The organism is Paenibacillus sp. RC67, assembly GCF_030020805.1.
Classification (GTDB): domain Bacteria; phylum Bacillota; class Bacilli; order Paenibacillales; family NBRC-103111; genus Paenibacillus_S.
The window spans coordinates 4908026-4925690 of the sequence record NZ_CP125098.1 but is presented as its reverse complement, the minus strand read 5'-3'; the positions used below and the strand labels follow the sequence as shown (position 1 = coordinate 4925690).

14 protein-coding genes are annotated in these 17665 nt (G+C 46.9%); all 14 read left to right on the top strand.

Annotated elements, in window-relative coordinates; translation table 11 throughout:
• The first annotated feature begins 4 nt into the window (after positions 1 to 4).
• The 14 genes from QMA13_RS22580 (at position 5) to QMA13_RS22515 (ending at position 17644) form a co-directional block, all read left to right on the top strand.
• Complete coding sequence (locus tag QMA13_RS22580) at positions 5 to 1048, top strand: alpha-amylase family protein (RefSeq protein ID WP_282935992.1); 1044 nt, start codon at positions 5 to 7, stop codon at positions 1046 to 1048.
• A gap of 57 nt (positions 1049 to 1105) precedes the next feature.
• Positions 1106 to 2077 (top strand): hypothetical protein, encoded by a 972-nt coding sequence (locus tag QMA13_RS22575; RefSeq protein ID WP_282935991.1) that lies wholly within the window; start codon positions 1106 to 1108, stop codon positions 2075 to 2077.
• 43 nt (positions 2078 to 2120) lie between these two features.
• A complete protein-coding gene (locus QMA13_RS22570; RefSeq protein ID WP_282935990.1) occupies positions 2121 to 2849 on the top strand; it encodes a phytanoyl-CoA dioxygenase family protein in 729 nt (242 codons plus the stop codon).
• Positions 2850 to 3176: 327 nt separating this feature from the next.
• Complete coding sequence (locus QMA13_RS22565) at positions 3177 to 3944, top strand: ThuA domain-containing protein (RefSeq protein WP_282935989.1); 768 nt, start codon at positions 3177 to 3179, stop codon at positions 3942 to 3944.
• Positions 3945 to 3979: 35 nt separating this feature from the next.
• Positions 3980 to 5203, top strand: coding sequence for an MFS transporter (locus QMA13_RS22560; RefSeq protein WP_282935988.1), 1224 nt, complete (start codon positions 3980 to 3982; stop codon positions 5201 to 5203).
• A 72-nt stretch (positions 5204 to 5275) separates the two neighbouring features.
• Positions 5276 to 6292, top strand: coding sequence for a Gfo/Idh/MocA family protein (locus tag QMA13_RS22555; RefSeq protein ID WP_282943512.1), 1017 nt, complete (start codon positions 5276 to 5278; stop codon positions 6290 to 6292).
• 105 nt (positions 6293 to 6397) lie between these two features.
• Positions 6398 to 7165 carry a ThuA domain-containing protein gene (locus tag QMA13_RS22550; protein WP_282943510.1) on the top strand — a complete coding sequence of 256 codons (768 nt, stop codon included), beginning with the start codon at positions 6398 to 6400 and terminating at the stop codon, positions 7163 to 7165.
• A gap of 27 nt (positions 7166 to 7192) precedes the next feature.
• Positions 7193 to 8161, top strand: a complete 969-nt coding sequence (locus QMA13_RS22545; protein WP_282935987.1) for an ABC transporter permease — start codon at positions 7193 to 7195, stop codon at positions 8159 to 8161.
• A gap of 45 nt (positions 8162 to 8206) precedes the next feature.
• Complete coding sequence (locus QMA13_RS22540; RefSeq protein WP_282935986.1) at positions 8207 to 9097, top strand: carbohydrate ABC transporter permease; 891 nt, start codon at positions 8207 to 8209, stop codon at positions 9095 to 9097.
• A 79-nt stretch (positions 9098 to 9176) separates the two neighbouring features.
• Entirely contained in the window at positions 9177 to 10907 is a 1731-nt protein-coding gene (locus QMA13_RS22535; protein ID WP_282935985.1) for a type 2 periplasmic-binding domain-containing protein, read from the top strand.
• Between the two features lie 79 nt (positions 10908 to 10986).
• Positions 10987 to 12612: a response regulator transcription factor gene (locus tag QMA13_RS22530; RefSeq protein ID WP_282935984.1), complete on the top strand. Its 1626-nt coding sequence runs from the start codon at positions 10987 to 10989 to the stop codon at positions 12610 to 12612.
• Positions 12609 to 14348 (top strand): sensor histidine kinase, encoded by a 1740-nt coding sequence (locus QMA13_RS22525; protein ID WP_282935983.1) that lies wholly within the window; start codon positions 12609 to 12611, stop codon positions 14346 to 14348. Before QMA13_RS22530 ends, QMA13_RS22525 begins: the two co-directional genes overlap by 4 nt.
• A gap of 283 nt (positions 14349 to 14631) precedes the next feature.
• Entirely contained in the window at positions 14632 to 15651 is a 1020-nt protein-coding gene (locus QMA13_RS22520; RefSeq protein ID WP_282935982.1) for a sugar phosphate isomerase/epimerase family protein, read from the top strand.
• A gap of 310 nt (positions 15652 to 15961) precedes the next feature.
• Complete coding sequence (locus QMA13_RS22515) at positions 15962 to 17644, top strand: TIM barrel protein (protein WP_282935981.1); 1683 nt, start codon at positions 15962 to 15964, stop codon at positions 17642 to 17644.
• Positions 17645 to 17665: the final 21 nt, after the last annotated feature.

Genomic DNA, 17665 nt, shown 5'->3' with positions numbered 1-17665 from the left:
ATGCATGGAAACGAAAAAACAGGTGGAATGGTTTAAGGATGCCAAATGGGGCGTATGCTGCCATTACTTGCCGACCCCGCCGAATAATCAGGAAGGACGCCATCTGACAAGCGAGGAATGGAATGATCGCGTCGATTGCTTCGATGTAGAGGGGCTTGTCTCCCAATTGGAGGCGGTCGGTGCCGGATACTTCCTCATGACGATCGGTCAAAATACAGGGCACTACTGCTCGCCGAACGCTACCTATGATTCCATCGTCGGCATCCATCCGAGCAAATGCTCGCGTAGGGATCTCATTAGTGATCTGGCCGATGCACTTACCGACAAAGGAATCAAGCTGCTTGTTTATCTTCCGAGCGGGGCGCCTGCGTCCGATCCTGTTGCGATGGAGAAGCTGGAGTGGGAGTGGGGCTATGAAGAGGATTGGGGCAAACCTCGCAAAGCTCCCGAAGCCAGCCGTCTCGTTGTCGTTACGACAGAACAAGGCACCCGTAAAGCTATACAGCAGCGCAAGCTAGAACAGAGACGGAAAGGGAAGCGGCTTGCTGAGTTTCAGCGGAAGTGGGAGGCCGTTATTACAGAGTGGTCGCAGCGTTGGGGAAGCAGGGTCAGCGGGTGGTGGATTGACGGGTGCTACTTCGCTGATGAAATGTACCGCCATACGGATGAGCCCAACTTCCAAAGCTTCGCGGCTGCGTTGAAGTCAGGAAATCAAGACAGCATTGTCGCTTTTAACCCGGGCGTTGTTGTGCCTGTAGAGTCTCATACAAGCTTTGAGGATTATACAGCCGGCGAAATCTCTAAAGTATTTCCTATGCGTCACAGCCGATGGGTGGATGGAGCACAATATCACACGTTAGGTTATCTTGGTTCAACCTGGGGGGACGGTAGCCCCCGCTTTCCGGATGAACTCGTTATCGGTTATACGAAGCACGTAAATCGAAACGAAGGTGTTGTGACTTGGGATGTGCCGATCTCGCATCAGGGACTAATCGAAGAACCGTTCATCCGGCAGCTTAAGGCACTTCGTCAGGGGCTGGACATTTAGTAAACGGTATCCACTGTAGCGGCTTGCTGGCTACCTAAGGACAGGGAGGATAGGAAGATGGAAACTAAGCGAAATGTCGATTGGTTTAAGGATGCCAAGTGGGGCGTGTTTTGTCATTATCTACCTACCCCGCCGCATAATCGGGAAGGTTGCCAATTGACGGCGGAGGAATGGAACGAACGCGTAGACGCATTCGATGTGGAAGGCTTGGCGGCTCAGTTGGAAAGTATTGGAGCCCGTTACTTCTTCCTCACTCTCGGGCAAAATACGGGACATTACTGCGCACCAAATGCTGCATATGACAGTCTCGTGGGACTGCACCCGAGCAAATGCTCCAGACGGGATCTGGTTAGCGATCTCTATGAGGCATTAGCTCCCAAGCAGATTAAGCTGCTCGTTTATTTGCCAAGCGGAGCGCCAAACGGTGATCCCATCGCCATGGAGAAGCTGGAATGGGAGAATGGGTACACAGGTCCAGGCCTAAGGCATAATCGGCAGCGTACTGGCAAGCGGTTGGCGGAATTCCAGAAGAAGTGGGAGGCTGTCATTAAGGAATGGTCCTTACGTTGGGGCGACAAGGTAAGTGGGTGGTGGCTCGATGGCTGCTACTTCGCAGATGAAATGTACCGTCATCCGGATGAACCGAATTTCCAAAGCTTTGCAACGGCTTTGAAGGCAGGCAATCCGGACAGCATCGTAGCCTTCAATCCGGGAGTCATTGTACCGGTGATCTCTCACCGCACGGAGTATGAAGATTATCTAGGGGGCGAAGTGATAAGGTCGTTCCCGGTATGCGACGGTCGCTGGCTCGAAGGAGTTCAATACCATATCCTTAGTTTTCTAGGTCAGGATTGGGGGCATGGAGAGCCGGAGCTTCCTGATGAGTTCGTAATCGGTTATACGAAGCATGTTAACGAGCATGAAGGGACTGTAACGTGGGATGTACCTATTTCGCATCAGGGATTAATAGAGGAGCTGTTCATTCGCCAGCTCCAAACGCTTAACAAGGCGTTAAAAGAAGTACATTAACGCCATTCACTTTCATAAAAAATGAATCGATGGAGGGAATTGCATGAACGAGAAGGAGAAATATTTGTTTGATGTTCAAGGTTATCTATTGGTGGAAGATGTGTTAAGTCAAGAGGAATTAACTGCGATGAATAGGGCTATAGACGAGAAGCAGGCCGTAGGTGAACCCATCCGTGATTTCTTTATGTGGGATGAGCCGGGCTTTCGCAACTTGATCGATCATCCGAAAACAAAGCCTTATTTGAATGCGATGTTCGGCCAGCATTACCGTCTAGATCATGAATATGCAATCATTCACCGTAAAGGAGATAAGCAGTTGCAGCTTCACGGAGGCAATAACCCGTTCGACCCTGGACAATTTTATCATGTTCAGGATGGCAACATATTCAGCGGCTTGACGGTTTACTCCTTCGCACTTTCCGATATTGGTCCGGACGACGGTGGCTTCTGCTGCATCAGCGGCAGTCATAAAGCGAATTTTGCCTTACCGGAGGAATACCGATATTACGAAGAAATCGGTCCTACCGTTCATGTGCCTCAGAAAGCAGGGAGTCTATTAATCTTCACAGAGGCGCTCACGCATGGTACCTTCCCATGGCAGGGAACTCAAGAGCGAAGATCGTTCTTATACAAATATTCACCTCTGATGATTGCATGGCGTAATTACGACCGTACTCCCGAGCTGCTGGAACGATTGACGCCAGAACAGCGTCTGATCTTGGATCCGACCTATCATCCATACCTGCGCAGATCTAAAGTATACGAGGGTTAATCCCCGTTTAGCCAATAGTTACACCTTCGTGATTATTGCTTGCAATGTCCCGAAGGTGTTTGTCTTGCCAAGAAACGGAGTGACGCATTATGCCATGGAATCACAGAGCCCTCTGGGCGTTAGCCTGGCCATGGTCATTCACAGCATCTGCTACATCACTCGTTGGCGAAAGAAGAGGCGAAGCTGGAATTTGGACAGAAGTGTGAAATCGATACATTTTTCGTTGGATCGTCGTATGTAAATGCGGCTAGCCATTGATTACAATGATTTTGTAAGCAATGACGATGCCTAATGAGATCATAAAGGGGTACGAAAGGAGCCAGTCAGATGGATAGTAAAATACGGGTTACTGTATGGAATGAGTTTTGGCACGAACAGCACCAGGATAATATTAAGGCGGTTTATCCGGAGGGAATTCACCGGGTAATTGCGGCCCATCTCGAGAAGCAGCAGGATATGGATGTTCGAACAGCTACTTTGTACGATCCGGAGCACGGCTTGACGGATGATGTGATTGAGAATACGGACGTACTGATCTGGTGGTCCCATCTCAGAAATGATCTGGTGCCTGATGCTCTAGTCGATAAGCTTTATAAGCGGGTGCTTGCAGGTATGGGGACGATTTTTCTACACTCGGCTTCCGGCTCCAAGCTGTTCAAGCGGTTGCTAGGGGCAGCAGGAGGACATAAGTGGCGCGAGGCGCATGAGAAGGAACGGCTGTGGGTGATGAAGCCTGGTCACCCGATCGTAGATGGCATAGGCGAATACATCGAACTGAATGAAGAAGAAATGTACGGCGAGCATTGGGATATTCCAGAACCGGATGAGCTGATATTAGCCAGCTGGTTTGAGGGAGGAGAAGTATTCCGAAGCGGTATAACGTATACGAGAGGGAAAGGAAGGATGTTTTATTTTCGTCCGGGTCATGAAGAGTATCCGACCTATTATAATGCTAACGTGCTCCAAATAATCGAGAACGGGGTGCGCTGGACGAAGCCGCAGATTGCTTCTCCGGTTATTACAATCGGGAATGTCCATTCCATTGAGCCGATTAACGGCTTTGTCAGGGACGGTCGCGGTAACCGCCTTGATTAGGCTACTCGTTTTCCAGCTGGAAGGAGAATGAGATTATGTCAACTGAAGCAGCAGGGAAGGCGAGATCGACGGTTTATCCCATCTTGTTTGCTATCAGTATCGCCCATCTTATCAATGATGCCCTTCAAGCTGTTATCCCAGCTTCCTACCCGATTCTGCGGGAGTCGCTCCATTTGTCGTATACGCAGCTTGGTATTATAACGTTCATTCTGTACTTCTCCTCTTCCATCATTCAGCCTTTCATTGGGGCGTTTGCGGATAGACGTCCTACGCCTTACATTTTACCGGCGGGAATGGCGTTGTCTCTTCTCGGGATGTTAGGGCTAGCCTTCGCTCCCGGCTATATAACGGTTCTTCTCTCCGTTATTATCGTAGGAACAGCTTCGGCAGTATTTCATCCCGAAGGTGCACGTATCGTTTATCTGACTTCAGGATCGAGGAGGGGACTTGCGCAATCGATTTTTCAAGTCGGAGGAAATGCTGGGAGCGCTATGGCTCCTCTGATGACGGCCTTCATCTTTTATCCTTTCGGTCAGTTCGGCGCCGTCTGGTTTACATTGGTAGCGGCTCTTGGCGTAGCTCTTCAAGGGTGGGTAGCTGGATGGTATAGAGACCGAATGCAGCAAGTGCGTGCATCCAACAAAGGAGTGGCATCAGAGGAAGAACAGCTGCTGCAGAAACAAGTTATTGGCGCTATCATCATCATCATTATGATTTCGTTCGCAAGATCGTTGTTTGGCTCGAGTGTCGGTACATACTTCGTTTTCTATCTTATGGAACATTTCCATATGACCATTCCAGAAGCGCAAATGTATATTTTCGCCTATGCGGGAGCTGGTATTGTAGGCACATTTCTGGGTGGACCGCTATCCGATCGTATCGGGAGAAAGAACGTAATGCTTTTATCGGTATTGGGTGATGCTCCTTTTGCTATGCTTATGCCGCATGTGGACCCGATGTGGATTTTTCCGCTGCTTATTATTTTGGGAGTCATCACTCATAGCAGCTTTTCAGTAACGGTTGTTTATGTGCAGGAGCTTGTTCCCGGTAAAGTAGGCATGGTCTCCGGCCTCATTACAGGACTCGCTTTCGGAATGGGCGCCATAGGAACTGTCGTGGTCGGAGCCTTAATTGACCTCACGAGCTTGACCACTATCATTATCGCGTGTTCTTTCATGCCTTTGTTCGGAGTGATCGGGTTCCTGCTTCCATCTGACCGAAAGCGAAATGCGAATCAAAGCATCCAGGGAGAAGCATAGGAAGAGTCGGGAGCTACAGCTCTGAGATAAGTAAAATATATCACTATTAGGGAGGAATGAGATGTGAATAGGATGAGAGTGATTCAGGTCGGTGTGGGCGGTTTCGGGAAGTACTGGTTAGAAAATATAAAATCGGTCAAATCGATAGAGATTGTTGCTATTGCTGATGTACAGCAAGCAAATCTGGACGAAGCGCTCAAGGTACTGGGTGATGTGAAGGTGCCGGCGTACTTGTCCCATGAAGAGGCTTTCCGAGAGGTAAGGGCAGACCTCGCACTGCTTATTACTCCTCCTCCGACGCGTCATCGTTTGACTCGTGACGCGCTTGAAGCGGGTATGCATGTCATTGTGGAGAAGCCGATGGCCTCCACCTACAGAGAGGCGATACAGCTGCTGGAGATCTCAGAATCGTACGAGTTGGTGGTCTCCGTGAATCAAAATTATCGCTGGACACCTGAGATGAAGGCGATTCGTACAGCTCTGGAATCAGGACTTATCGGTGCTGCCGAGGTGGTGGAGTGGCAATTCAACCGTGATGGTTCCAGAAATCGTGGCCCTCAATCTGAATGGAGGAAGCATCGTGAAGAACCGCTGCTTACCGAGCTCAGCATCCACCATTTCGATCTGATGCGGTATTTACTGAATGCGCAGCCGGTGTCGCTGTTCGCAAACAGCTTCAGTCCTTCCTGGAACGAGAGAGGGGGCAATGTATCGGCATCCGTCATTCTACAATTTGCAGGAGGGACGCATGTCAATTACTTTGCCAGCAGCGGCAATAAGGGCAAAGATACTACATGGACGGGGAACTTCCGTATCGTTGGCAAACTCGGAGCCCTTGAATTTATAGATGGCATAGCATATCACATCACGGAGGATGGAGAAAGTCGCCCTCTAGAGCTTCCAACGCAGGAATACAGCAATGTGGCCTATACGGTGAATGAGTTCGTGCAGGCGGTCCGGGAAGGCCGCAAGCCGGCAACTCATATCACGGATAACCTGATAAGCTTCTCTATGGTCGGAGCAGCAGTGGAATCGTCCAAGACAGGCAAGGTCGTACGGCTGGATACAGGGTATTACCACGCTTATTAAGAACAATGGCAATATGGACTATTGTCCAATCCAATGAATCCGGCTGCGGGAGGCTGCTTCATTCAAGGAGCCTCCGTACCCGGGAATGAGAGGGGAGCCATCGGCATGGCAGCGAATATTCGCGTAACGATCTGGAATGAATTTTATCACGAGCAGCATCTTGCCATTGTAAAAGAGATTTATCCGGAAGGAATTCATCAGGCACTCGGGAAGCATCTGACGCAGCAGCATGGATTGCAAATAACGACGGGCACTTTATACGATCCTGATCACGGTTTGCCGGATGAGGTCATTGAACAGACGGATGTGCTGATCTGGTGGTCGCACATGAAAGACAATGAAGTACCAGATGTATTGGTCGACAAGCTCTACGAGAGAGTGATTTCAGGAATGGGGGCTATCTTCCTGCATTCGGCTTCCGGTTCCAAGCTATTTAAAAGGCTTATGGGAACAGGCGGCGGTGGGAAATGGCGGGAGGCCCATGAGAAGGAGCGTCTCTGGGTTCTGAAGCCAGGACATCCAATCGTGAACGGAATCGGCGAATATATCGAGCTTCCTCATGAAGAAATGTATGGTGAGCCATCGAATATTCCTGAGCCTGACGAGCTGATTTTCATGAGCTGGTTTGAGGGCGGGGAAGTTATGCGCAGCGGCAATGTGTATACCAGAGGCAAAGGTCGGGTGTTCTACTTCCGTCCGGGGCATGAGGAATATCCGACTTATTATAACAAGGATGTATTAAGAGTAATTGAAAATGCCGCGCGTTGGGTTGCACCTCATAGTGCGCCTCCTTGCATTACGACAGGTAACGTTGCATCGTTAGAACCGATAAAGGGTGTTCGTCGTGATGGCCGTGGCAACCCGCTTGACTAATAGCTGAGTGGAAAGGAGGTGCGGCGAATGGAGAAACCATCAGCGGCCTTGCAGCACACCGTGCGTTTATCTGAGCGTTCTGGCTTATGGAAACGCGTGAGGCAATATAAAATGATGTATTTATTTCTATTACCGGCTTTCATAGTAACCATCATCTTCGCATTTATTCCTATGTTCGGCCTTATTATGGCCTTTCAGGATTACACCGCGGTGCAAGGATTTATGAATAGTCCGTTTATAGGTCTGAAGCATTTTCAAAATATGTGGTCGAATCCTGAGTTTATTTTAGGGCTGAAGAACACGGTGTTTTTGAACGGTATGCTGATCTTGATTGGGTTTCCGCTTCCTATACTATTTGCTCTGCTGCTGAATGAAATCAGGAGTATGTTGTTCAAACGTGTGTCGCAAACGATTTCCTATTTGCCGCATTTCATTTCCTGGGTAGTCGTTGCAGGCTTAGTCTATAAGCTGTTGGAAGAAGATTTCGGAAGCGTCAACCTACTGCTCCAAGCACTCGGCATGGAAAAGATTTCGTTTATGCGAGAAGTAGATTACTTTCGCGGCGTCTTCGTCACAACGGTCATCTGGAAAGAGCTGGGCTGGAATTCGATCATTTTTTTGGCAGCGCTTACCTCGATTGATCAGGATCAGTACGAAGCAGCGACGATTGATGGAGCTGACCGATTTCAAAAGCTTTTGTACATTACACTGCCTGGCATAGCCAATGTTATCGGACTGATGTTCATCTTCAAAATTGCTACAATATTTGGAGGTGGTGGAGGGGGAGCGAGCTTCGATGCGGTGTACAATATGGGCAATCCATTGGTTGCGGATGCTTCTCTTACGCTTGACTACCATGTATATTTGGCGGGTATTCGGCACGCTGAAATATCGTATGGAACAGCCGTGGGACTCGTTCTATCGATCCTGTCATTCGGGATACTTATATTATCCAATCGGATTAGTAAAAAAATTAGTGGTTACGGTGCTTTTTAGCAGCTGCCTGCTCCATGTGCTTCAAGAAAGGAGGACGATCCCTGAGTGAGATTACGAGCCAAGGTTCCGGTTGCGGACATAATCATTACTCTCGTGATGCTGCTTATTTGTATGGTAACTCTGTATCCGTTCTGGTACGCTATCGTGTTTTCGTTAAGCAGCAGTAATGCGACAATGAGTCATCCGGTGACGTTTCTGCCAATTGATTTTACATTCACGAACTATTATACCGTGTTTGAGAATCCCCAAATTTTCCGTGCGTTCCTCGTAACGGTCGGAAGGACGTTAGGTGGTATCGTTTATTCGGGCACAATCGTAGCGCTGGCCGCTTATGCCATCTCCAAACGATCGTTACCGGGTAATCGTGTTATCGCTATCATTCTGCTTATCCCTATGTATTTTAGCGGAGGACTTCTTCCTACTTACATTTTGATTTACAAGCTCGGGCTCTTCAATCATTTTCTCGTTTATATTTTGCCGCATGGCTTTTGGGCATTCAACATGTTAATAATGCGGACGTTCTTCGATTCTTTGCCTGCGAGTCTGGTGGAATCGGCTATGATCGACGGAGCGGGAGATCTGAAGGTGTTTTGGAAAATTATCGTACCGCTCTCCATGCCCGTTACCGCAACGATCGCTATGTTCAACGGGGTGTTCCATTGGAACTCGTGGTTTGATGCTATGCTGTATGTCAGTAATGATAACCTTCAGCCCTTATCGTTTATATTGCAGCGTATTTTGAAGGAGACACTAGCTGCTCAATTACTAGCTTCACAGGGCTTAGTCATGGCTGTCGATACAGGATCCAACCCGACTTCACCAGAAGCGCTCAAGATGGCTACATTGGTCGTGTCTACCGTACCCATTATACTGATCTATCCGTTCCTTCAGAGATATTTCGTTAAAGGGTTTATGATCGGAGCAGTGAAAGGTTAAGTCGCTCGATGGCTTCTTCCGAGCACCTATGGCAAGTGTCACGTGTTCAACCAAACTTTTGAATAAAGGGGATAGGTCCATGGCAAAGAAGGTTCTTCAACTTCTTTTGATCGGTTCATTAGGGTTCGTCACGGTGACGGGGTGCACGGACGGAGGTGCGGTTAAGCCGGATGCTTCCAAGATGCCGAACGGAACGGCTCAGCAGGCGAAGATGCCTATTCGATTTTACAGTCAAGGCTATCAAACCAAGATCGATGTGGCATCGCATGATGTGGTAACACCCTATATTGAAAATAAGTTCAACATAGAATTTACCGAGATGTATGTCAATAACGATCAGCCTCTTAAGGAAAGACTCAATCAATGGATTGCCACCAAGAACCTGCCGGACGTTATGATGATGGATAAAGCGGGGGCCAGCTATGCCGTAAGCACAGGACAGTTCGTTGATTTGACGGACTACATCAAGGATATGTCGAATTTGCAAAAATGGTTTCCGCAGCAGTATTGGAGCCGATTTATGAACGACGGCAAGAAATACCAGATCCCAACACCTCTAGTCGACACGAATTCCAGTGATCCCAAGTACGCTGATGACCCTTATAATTCGGGTAAAAGACTTACCTCACTTTATGTACGTGAAGATTTACTCGCCAAGGCAGGTTACAAGTTCAAGTCATTGAAGGATATTAAAAAGGATACGGTGGATCAGGGAAAGAAACCGACGATTCAGGATTTTGCAATCGAACCTGCGATCAAGACACCGGAAGACTTTTATCAGCTGCTGAAAAAAATGAAAGATTTGAACGTAACCGCAAATGGAAAGCCGCTCATCCCGATATCGTTTCCGATCTGGGCACAGTTTCATTTTGGCTCGATGTTCGATTTCGGTCATTGGACGCTGGATAAAAATGGAACAGTCGACGGTTTCCTCGGATCACAGGATGCTAAGAAATACCATGAATACATGAATCGGCTGTATCAGGAAGGCTTACTGGATAAAGATTTTATTATTCAGAAGGACGATCAGCTGCAAACCAAGGCGGCCACCGGGCAGCTAGGAGTCATTTTGGCCGTATTGAATCTGGATGCGGTACGGCAATCGCTGCTGAACATCGATCCTTCAATGGAGCTTCGTGCCATTCCGTGGCCTAAGGAGAATCCTGACAAAGGATATTATGATATTTATGAAGGGTCTTTCTGGCGGATACTCATCCGTAAGGATTTCCCCGATATTAAGCGCCTGACACAGTACCTGGATTGGACGCTTAGTGATGAGGCACTGGATCTCATGTCGTGGGGACCGGAAAATGCTGGTATTTGGAAAATGCAGGACGGTAAAAAAGTATTCATAGATCCTCAAGTTGAAAGCGACATGCTTACCGGTAAGCTTGGAGGCAAGGGAGCTGATTATTACGGTTTGTATTCCCGACAGTTCTACAGCAAGGCTTCCTATTTTGGGCTGGGCTGGTACTTAGTTCGAGACTATAATCCGAAGAGTCCGCTTCGCAGCTATCCGCCCAAATATGATCTGTACGTCATGAACAGCGGCATGATTGCCAACGGATCGTACAATGTGTCGGGAACGGCGTCCTACGGCGACGGCAGCAAGGAGGCCGAAGCGGTTTCCAATTCTTATTGGACCTTCACGACACTTGATGTCGCTAAGCTGCTGACACCCAAAACGAAAGATGAGTTCGATAAGAACTGGAATGCGATCATTACGAAATATATGAAGGACACCAATTACGAGCAGGCCGCAAAAAATATGGTGCAATGGTTCAAGGATAATCCTCCTGCAAAAAAATAAGCCTCAAACAAACCAAACGGGACTCCGATGAGAGGTCCCGTTTGGTTCACTTTCACTTTTGAACATTCGGGAGGCAACGATGATCAAAATATTGATTGTAGATGATTTTCAAGTAGATCGCGAAAATCTTAGGCAGCTTCTTGACCATGATCCTGCATTCGGTCATGTGACGGTCATCGCTTCATGCGAGAACGGAAACGAAGCGCTGGAGTTTATGCAGGCATATCAACCTGATATTCTAATTACCGATATCGAGATGCCGATCATGAACGGATTCGAATTGGTGAGGACGGTTCGGCAATTGTATCCGAAGATCAAAATCATTTTCTCAAGTCTTTATAGTGAATTTGAATATGCCAAGAACGCTTTGTACCTTGGAGGCTATGGCTATCTCTTGAAGCCGGTGGACGCGGGAGAGCTGCTGCAGTGTGTCAGTGCTGTCAGAGATGAGCTGGCGAACGATCTCAAAGCCCGGAAGGACTATGAATTGCTGTACCGTCAGCTTGTGGAGAACAGGCCTTATTTAATCGAAAATTTGATGATTTGCCTGATATACGGAACAGCCGGAGATATGGCGAGAGTGCAGGAGCGGCTTGAGCTGTTGGAGCTGAATCTATCGGGCTGCTGCTTTGTAACAGCTCTGATAGAGATAGATGGATTCACCCAGTTGACACGAGAAATGAACATCGAGGAGAAGCATCTGTTCCAAATGATGGTGCTAAGCCGGATTCGTGGCACGCTAGGGTCCGATAGCAATCACATTGCAATTTCTCTTCAAGATGCGCATATCGGTGTTATATTCTATATTCATGGCGAAGAGCAGCTTTCAGAACCATTAAAGCAAATCCATAGCCAATTAAATGGAATTTTACTGGAATTCACCAACTCAGATATCAGCTTCTCCATTGCAGTTAGCGGCCACTCGAACGATATTTTGTGTGTCAAGTTTCTTTATGAGCAATGTCTATATATTTTGCGCTATAAATATTTGCTGGGCAAAGGAAAGGTACTGTACACCACGGACATTCCTGCAAGCAAAGAGAAGCCTCTATGGGATTATAACGGGATTGAGAAGGAAATGCGTGTGCTATTGAATACGGGCTCTCCTGAGGAAATTACGGCATATGTTGGCAGGTTAGCAAGCAGAATGCCGGAGAACGGCTCACCGGAGGAGCTCAAGAGCTTTTTTTATTTTCTTATGATTTGCTTGCAAAATATCGTCAGTGCCAATCCTGAAGGGTTTGCAGGACATGCTTCACTGACCTCACCCTTGGCCTGGGAAGCACTGTTGGCCTTGGAAACGATCTCCGATGCCATCACTTGGATAAGGGAGCGGCTGCTTATTGTTAACAAGTGCATTCGTGAGCGAGAGTTTCACAAAAATAAAGCTGTTGTCGACAAAATCAAGCGATTTGTAGAGCAGCACTATCGCGCTAATATTACTCTCGAGATTTTGTCGGAGGTGTTCTATTACAGTCCGAATTACTTAAATCAAATCTTCAAACAGGAGACAGGCAGAACGATCCTGGACTACGTGACTCGCTTCAAGATGGAAAAGGCCAAGGACATGCTGCTTGACGAACAATATAAACTGTACGAAATTGCGGAGCAACTGGGATACCAGCATACAGCTTACTTCAGCAGCTTGTTCAAGAAGTTTACAGGCATCACCCCCAAAGACTTCCGAAGGCAGCTTGAAATATGAGAGCACTACTTCGCAGCACGGCTGCTGCTGTTTTGACAATTCATGCGAATACGAAGCTGAAGTATAAGCTTATGTGGGCTTATTCGATTTTGTTCATTGTCAGCATCCTCTCCGTCGGTATGACCGCTTACTATCACTCGCGCGATTTCATGACGCAGTCGGAGAACAATGCGGCGGCGCAGAGTATGATTCAGCTGCACAACGCAATGGACAGCTTCTTGGAAATGTATTTCAATAAGAGCGAGATGGTATTTTTCAATCTGCAGCTCCAGAAGCATCTGTCCGCACCGCATAAAGAAATCGACGATTTGGTCTATACGCTCAAGGACATTAATGATATCGTCAATCAAATCATGAGCGATGTGAAGCGGCCTTATTTAAAAAATTCCTACTATTTTGGAGGAAACATTCAGCTGCTGCTTTATCCAAAAAACAATACGCTTTTCTCAGACGGCCAAACGATATTTCGCTACGACGAGATCAAGGAGGAACCATGGAATAAGCGGATGCTTGAGACAGACACCTATTTTACATGGGAAAGCGGAGTTCGGTTCAGCAATCAAAATTATGTCGCTCTCGACCGTAGGTTAATCGACTTTGGAACATCGACAGACCTTGGCGTAATGAGACTCCTCATCCCCGTGGAGCGTATTCAAAATATTATCGAGCGAAGCATCGGCCATTCCGATTACTTGTTGGTTTATTCGGACCAGGAGGAGCATACCATAACGAGCTATGGTCCTATTCAGCCACGATCTGCTGGGTTTCAGGAGTTGGTGAAACAGCTTGATCCTAATTCAGGAGTAACAGAAGTGACAATGGATGGAACACGCTACCTCGCAGGTGTGATGAAATCGGAGATGACAGGCTGGAAGCTCGTTTATATGATTCGATTGGACAACATTACAAACAAGGTTAGCAGGATCACATATTCGATTATCATCTCAATGGTCTTGTCCGTTGTGCTGTGCATCTTTATCGCTCTGCTAATCTCCACTTATATGACGAAGAGAATTGATGTGCTTGTCCGCAAAACGGATCTTGCGAAGCAGGGGAATTTGATTGTGACAGATGTCATAAAAGGAAACGACGAGATCGGCCGGTTAGACAAAAACTTCAACAGCATGATGAAGCGGATTCATCAATTCATCGAGGTCGAATACAAATCCCAGCTCGTATTAAACCATATGAAACTGGAGCTTCTGCAAGAGCAAATCAATCCCCACCTTCACTACAATACGTTAGCGATGATTGCATCTATTGCCCATAAGTCGGGTCAAACGGAAATAGTTGAGGTTACCAATCACCTCATTGATTTTTATAAAAATATGTTGAACAAAGGAAGATTGATTATCGGGCTCACTGCAGAGTTCGAAATGATTCGGCATTACCTTGAGTTAAGTAAATTCGTGTATTCCCTGAATCTTGATGTAATCTTCGAGGAGGATGACGACTTTTTGAATTACTATTCTGTCAAAATGCTCCTTCAGCCCTTGGTTGAGAATGCGATCTTTCACGGTATTATGCCTTTGAAGCAGGGCACTATTATTATCGGAGGCAGGGTGCTGGAAGATGCAATTGAGCTCTACGTCTCGGATGATGGAGTAGGGATGCCGGAGCCGATGCTTGAGTACATAAAAATGCTCCCGCAAGCAACGGATGACCGGCATGGGTATGGACTCACTAACGTATTCCGAAGGCTTCAGTTGTTTTTTGGGGGAGTCGTTCCGGTTTGAATGCGAAAGCGCTCAAGGTATGGGGACTACATTTGTAGTCACCATACCTAAATTTACAGAAGAAGAGATCATGACCTATCTGAAAAAGAAGTCGATGTATTCTTGATATTCTAGATCATCATCTAGATGCGTACACAAGAGCAGGGAAATTGGAGGGGCAGAGGATTCTGCTTCTCTTTTACCCACTTGGGAGCTTTTCTACAAAGAAAGGTTGACAGAGTAATTGCTATAATATAACATTTTCATATTAACGTTAATATGATAATTGGAGAGGAGCAATAGCATGAGCCGCGTACAGCCTAATGAAGAAGCGTCCAATCACGTTTACATGCAGATCCCAACCAGCCAATATTTGGCCGATATCCCCAAAGGTGCCTACTATAAGGGAGATTACAAGCTGGGCCTTAACTTTTACAGTTTCAGCCATAATTTGAATTCATGGATGAAAGGCAGCACGGAAGGTGCTCCGCCTATCGATACAATGCAAGTGATCCGGTTCGCCAAGGAAGCAGGCTTTGATGCTGTTGATATTACGGCGTACTACATTCCCGGTTATGACAATATGACGATGCCAACCAAGTCGGACGAAGAAATTTTCGAATATGCAAGGAAGATTAAGCAGCTTTGTGCCGAGCTTGGAATCGCTATTAGCGGAACAGGGGTTAAAAATGATTTTGCCGATCCAAACGAGGAAAGACGTTTATTGGATGTTAAAAGAACCAAGTACTGGATTGACGTTGCAGCTGAGATGGGTGCTCCTGTCATGCGGGTGTTCAATGGCGCGGTTCCAAAAGATATTCATCGTTTTGGTTGGGAAGCGATTGCAAGAGAGAGGATCGTTCCCGCACTGAAGGAATGTGCTGAATACGGCGCCAGCAAAGGAGTCATTGTTGGCATGCAGAACCATGGCGATATGGTTTGTACAGCAGACCAAGTGATCCGTATATTGAAATGGGTTGATCACCCGAATATCGGATTGATCAACGATACCGGTTTTTTCAAAAAGTTTATGCATCCTACCGGATTGGATTATGCTTGGTATGATGATATCGAAGCGGTTCTTCCTCACACGGTGAACTTCCAGGTGAAGAGAAAGCCGGCTGGAGCGAATACGGATGGCTTAATTGATCTGGAGGAATTGTTTAGACGGATACGCAGCAGCAATTACCGGGGATACATTCCTATAGAGACACTATGGGTAAACGGGGACGAGAATCATCCGCAACTGCTCTCCGAGCCTCCCTACGAGCAGGTAAAACAGTTTCTTGACCAATTAAAAGCTGCGTTAGAAAGCACGAAATAGAAGGGCAGCAAAGACAATTAGATGTAAACCAAGGTTGTGATGAAAGTATCGCAGCCTTGTTTGCATTTAATTCAATTGCTAAAGCGCTCAAACTGCAGCATTCGTATCCATACTGATTATGCCCGTGTGTCCTCCCAGCGGTAAAACCCAATGGAGCGTCAATGGCTGCAGACAGCCTGTTGAATAAGCATAAATAAAAAGATGATAAAACCTTTTCTTATCGTTGACAAGGCAATCCGCGAGGATGTAATATGGGATTATATTCCTTTGTATTAACGTTAATACATTAACGCAAGAGAGGAGCAAGGACTTGAGCACTTTGCAGACTAATGAAGGAAATGTCTCATTAATCGTTCAGATTTCAAGCAGTGGGGGAGGGCTTCAGGAAGCGATCGACGCAGCAGGGGCTGCTTACGATTCGATTCAAAGTCTTAGTATTACGGAAGGAACGCTGAATACGGATGACTGCAGTTGGATTCAAGAACATTTGGTACACCTTATAGATCTTGAAATTGGAGGAACAGCTGATTTTGAGAACTCTATGGTACCGAAGAGCGCCTTTAATGAGAATAAAGTACTTCAGAATGTAAAGATCGACCATGCAGTTGGTGTCTGCAAGATGGCGTTTAACGAATGCCACAGTTTGGTAAGTATAGATTTGCCGCAAGTCGAGAGCGTGGAGAGCCATATCTTAACTAACTGTAAATCACTTCAATATGCCAACCTGCCGAAGCTGCGTTCTATGGATAGCAGAGCATTCTACGGCTGTGCAGCGCTCAAGTCCCTCCATCTCGGAGAAGAACCGCCTGAACTGCTTGGTCGAGGATATTGGTTCAAGCATGTGTACACTGCTACAATTTTTGTTCCGACGGAAGCGTCTATTCAGAAATACAGAGAAACTTACGAGTTGGCTGACTTCAAAATTAAAGCGGTTGGCGATGACAGTGTTGATGAAGAGGATGGCATAGATCCTTTCGCTAACCTGTATGAACCTATCAGCACCAGCCATTATTTGAAGGACAGTCGCAAAGGCTCGTACTATACAGGAGATTACAAGATCGGTCTTAACTTATACAGCTTCAGCCATAATTTGGCTTCTTGGCTCAAAGGCTCAACGAAAGGATCCCCGCCGATCGATACGATGCAAGCTATCAAGTTCGCCAAAGAGGCAGGCTTTGATGCCGTGGACGTTACATCCTACTATATTCCAGGATACGACAACCATACGATGCCTACCAAGTCTGACGAAGAGATCTTGGAATATGCCAAAGCTATCAAGAGTTACTGTGAGGAGCTTGGAATCGATATTAGCGGAACGGGAGTTCAGAACGATTTTGCAGACCCAAATCCAGCAAGACGCGCTCTGGACCTTGAACGTATCAAGTATTGGATCGATGTGGCTGCCGTGATGGGAGCACCCGTGATGCGTGTGTTCTCGGGTCTCGTTCCAAGAGATATCCTGAAATCCGATTGGGAAACGATAGCGAAGGATCGTATTGCTCCTGCTCTCAGAGAGTGTGCTGAATATGGATCGGACAAAGGCGTGAGGATCGGTCTTCAGAACCATGGAGATATGACGGCAACCGTCGATCAAATCATTCGTATCCTTCAATGGGTCGATCATCCAAATATTGGAATAATTAACGACACGGGGTACTTCCGAACCTTCCGCAATCATACGGGATTAGGCTACGACTGGTATTCCGATATTGAAGCTGCGCTTCCGTATACGGTTAATTTTCAAGTTAAGAAGAAGCCTGCTGGACAAGAAACAGATATCCCGGTCAATCTGGCCCAAATATTCACCGCTATCCGATACAGTAATTATAGGGGGTATATTCCTATAGAGCTGCTTTGGCAGTCTGGCGATGCGGGGCATCCTAAGGATTTGAAGGAGCCTCCGTTTGAAGAGATTCGGTATTTTTTGGCTCAAGTCAAAGCTGCGGCAAACTACACGAAATCGACAGGGCCCTCATCTCTAGCCGAAAAATAGATGAAAGATGTTATGCCCAAT

Excerpts from the sequence above, each read along its gene's own strand:
- QMA13_RS22580 (WP_282935992.1), top strand. The coding sequence starts at position 5 with ATGGAAACGAAAAAACAGGTGGAATGGTTTAAGGATGCCAAATGGGGC.
- QMA13_RS22575 (WP_282935991.1), top strand. The coding sequence starts at position 1,106 with ATGGAAACTAAGCGAAATGTCGATTGGTTTAAGGATGCCAAGTGGGGC.
- QMA13_RS22570 (WP_282935990.1), top strand. The coding sequence starts at position 2,121 with ATGAACGAGAAGGAGAAATATTTGTTTGATGTTCAAGGTTATCTATTG.
- QMA13_RS22565 (WP_282935989.1), top strand. The coding sequence starts at position 3,177 with ATGGATAGTAAAATACGGGTTACTGTATGGAATGAGTTTTGGCACGAA.
- QMA13_RS22560 (WP_282935988.1), top strand. The coding sequence starts at position 3,980 with ATGTCAACTGAAGCAGCAGGGAAGGCGAGATCGACGGTTTATCCCATC.
- QMA13_RS22555 (WP_282943512.1), top strand. The coding sequence starts at position 5,276 with ATGAGAGTGATTCAGGTCGGTGTGGGCGGTTTCGGGAAGTACTGGTTA.
- QMA13_RS22550 (WP_282943510.1), top strand. The coding sequence starts at position 6,398 with ATGGCAGCGAATATTCGCGTAACGATCTGGAATGAATTTTATCACGAG.
- QMA13_RS22545 (WP_282935987.1), top strand. The coding sequence starts at position 7,193 with ATGGAGAAACCATCAGCGGCCTTGCAGCACACCGTGCGTTTATCTGAG.
- QMA13_RS22535 (WP_282935985.1), top strand. The coding sequence starts at position 9,177 with ATGGCAAAGAAGGTTCTTCAACTTCTTTTGATCGGTTCATTAGGGTTC.
- QMA13_RS22530 (WP_282935984.1), top strand. The coding sequence starts at position 10,987 with ATGATCAAAATATTGATTGTAGATGATTTTCAAGTAGATCGCGAAAAT.
- QMA13_RS22525 (WP_282935983.1), top strand. The coding sequence starts at position 12,609 with ATGAGAGCACTACTTCGCAGCACGGCTGCTGCTGTTTTGACAATTCAT.
- QMA13_RS22520 (WP_282935982.1), top strand. The coding sequence starts at position 14,632 with ATGAGCCGCGTACAGCCTAATGAAGAAGCGTCCAATCACGTTTACATG.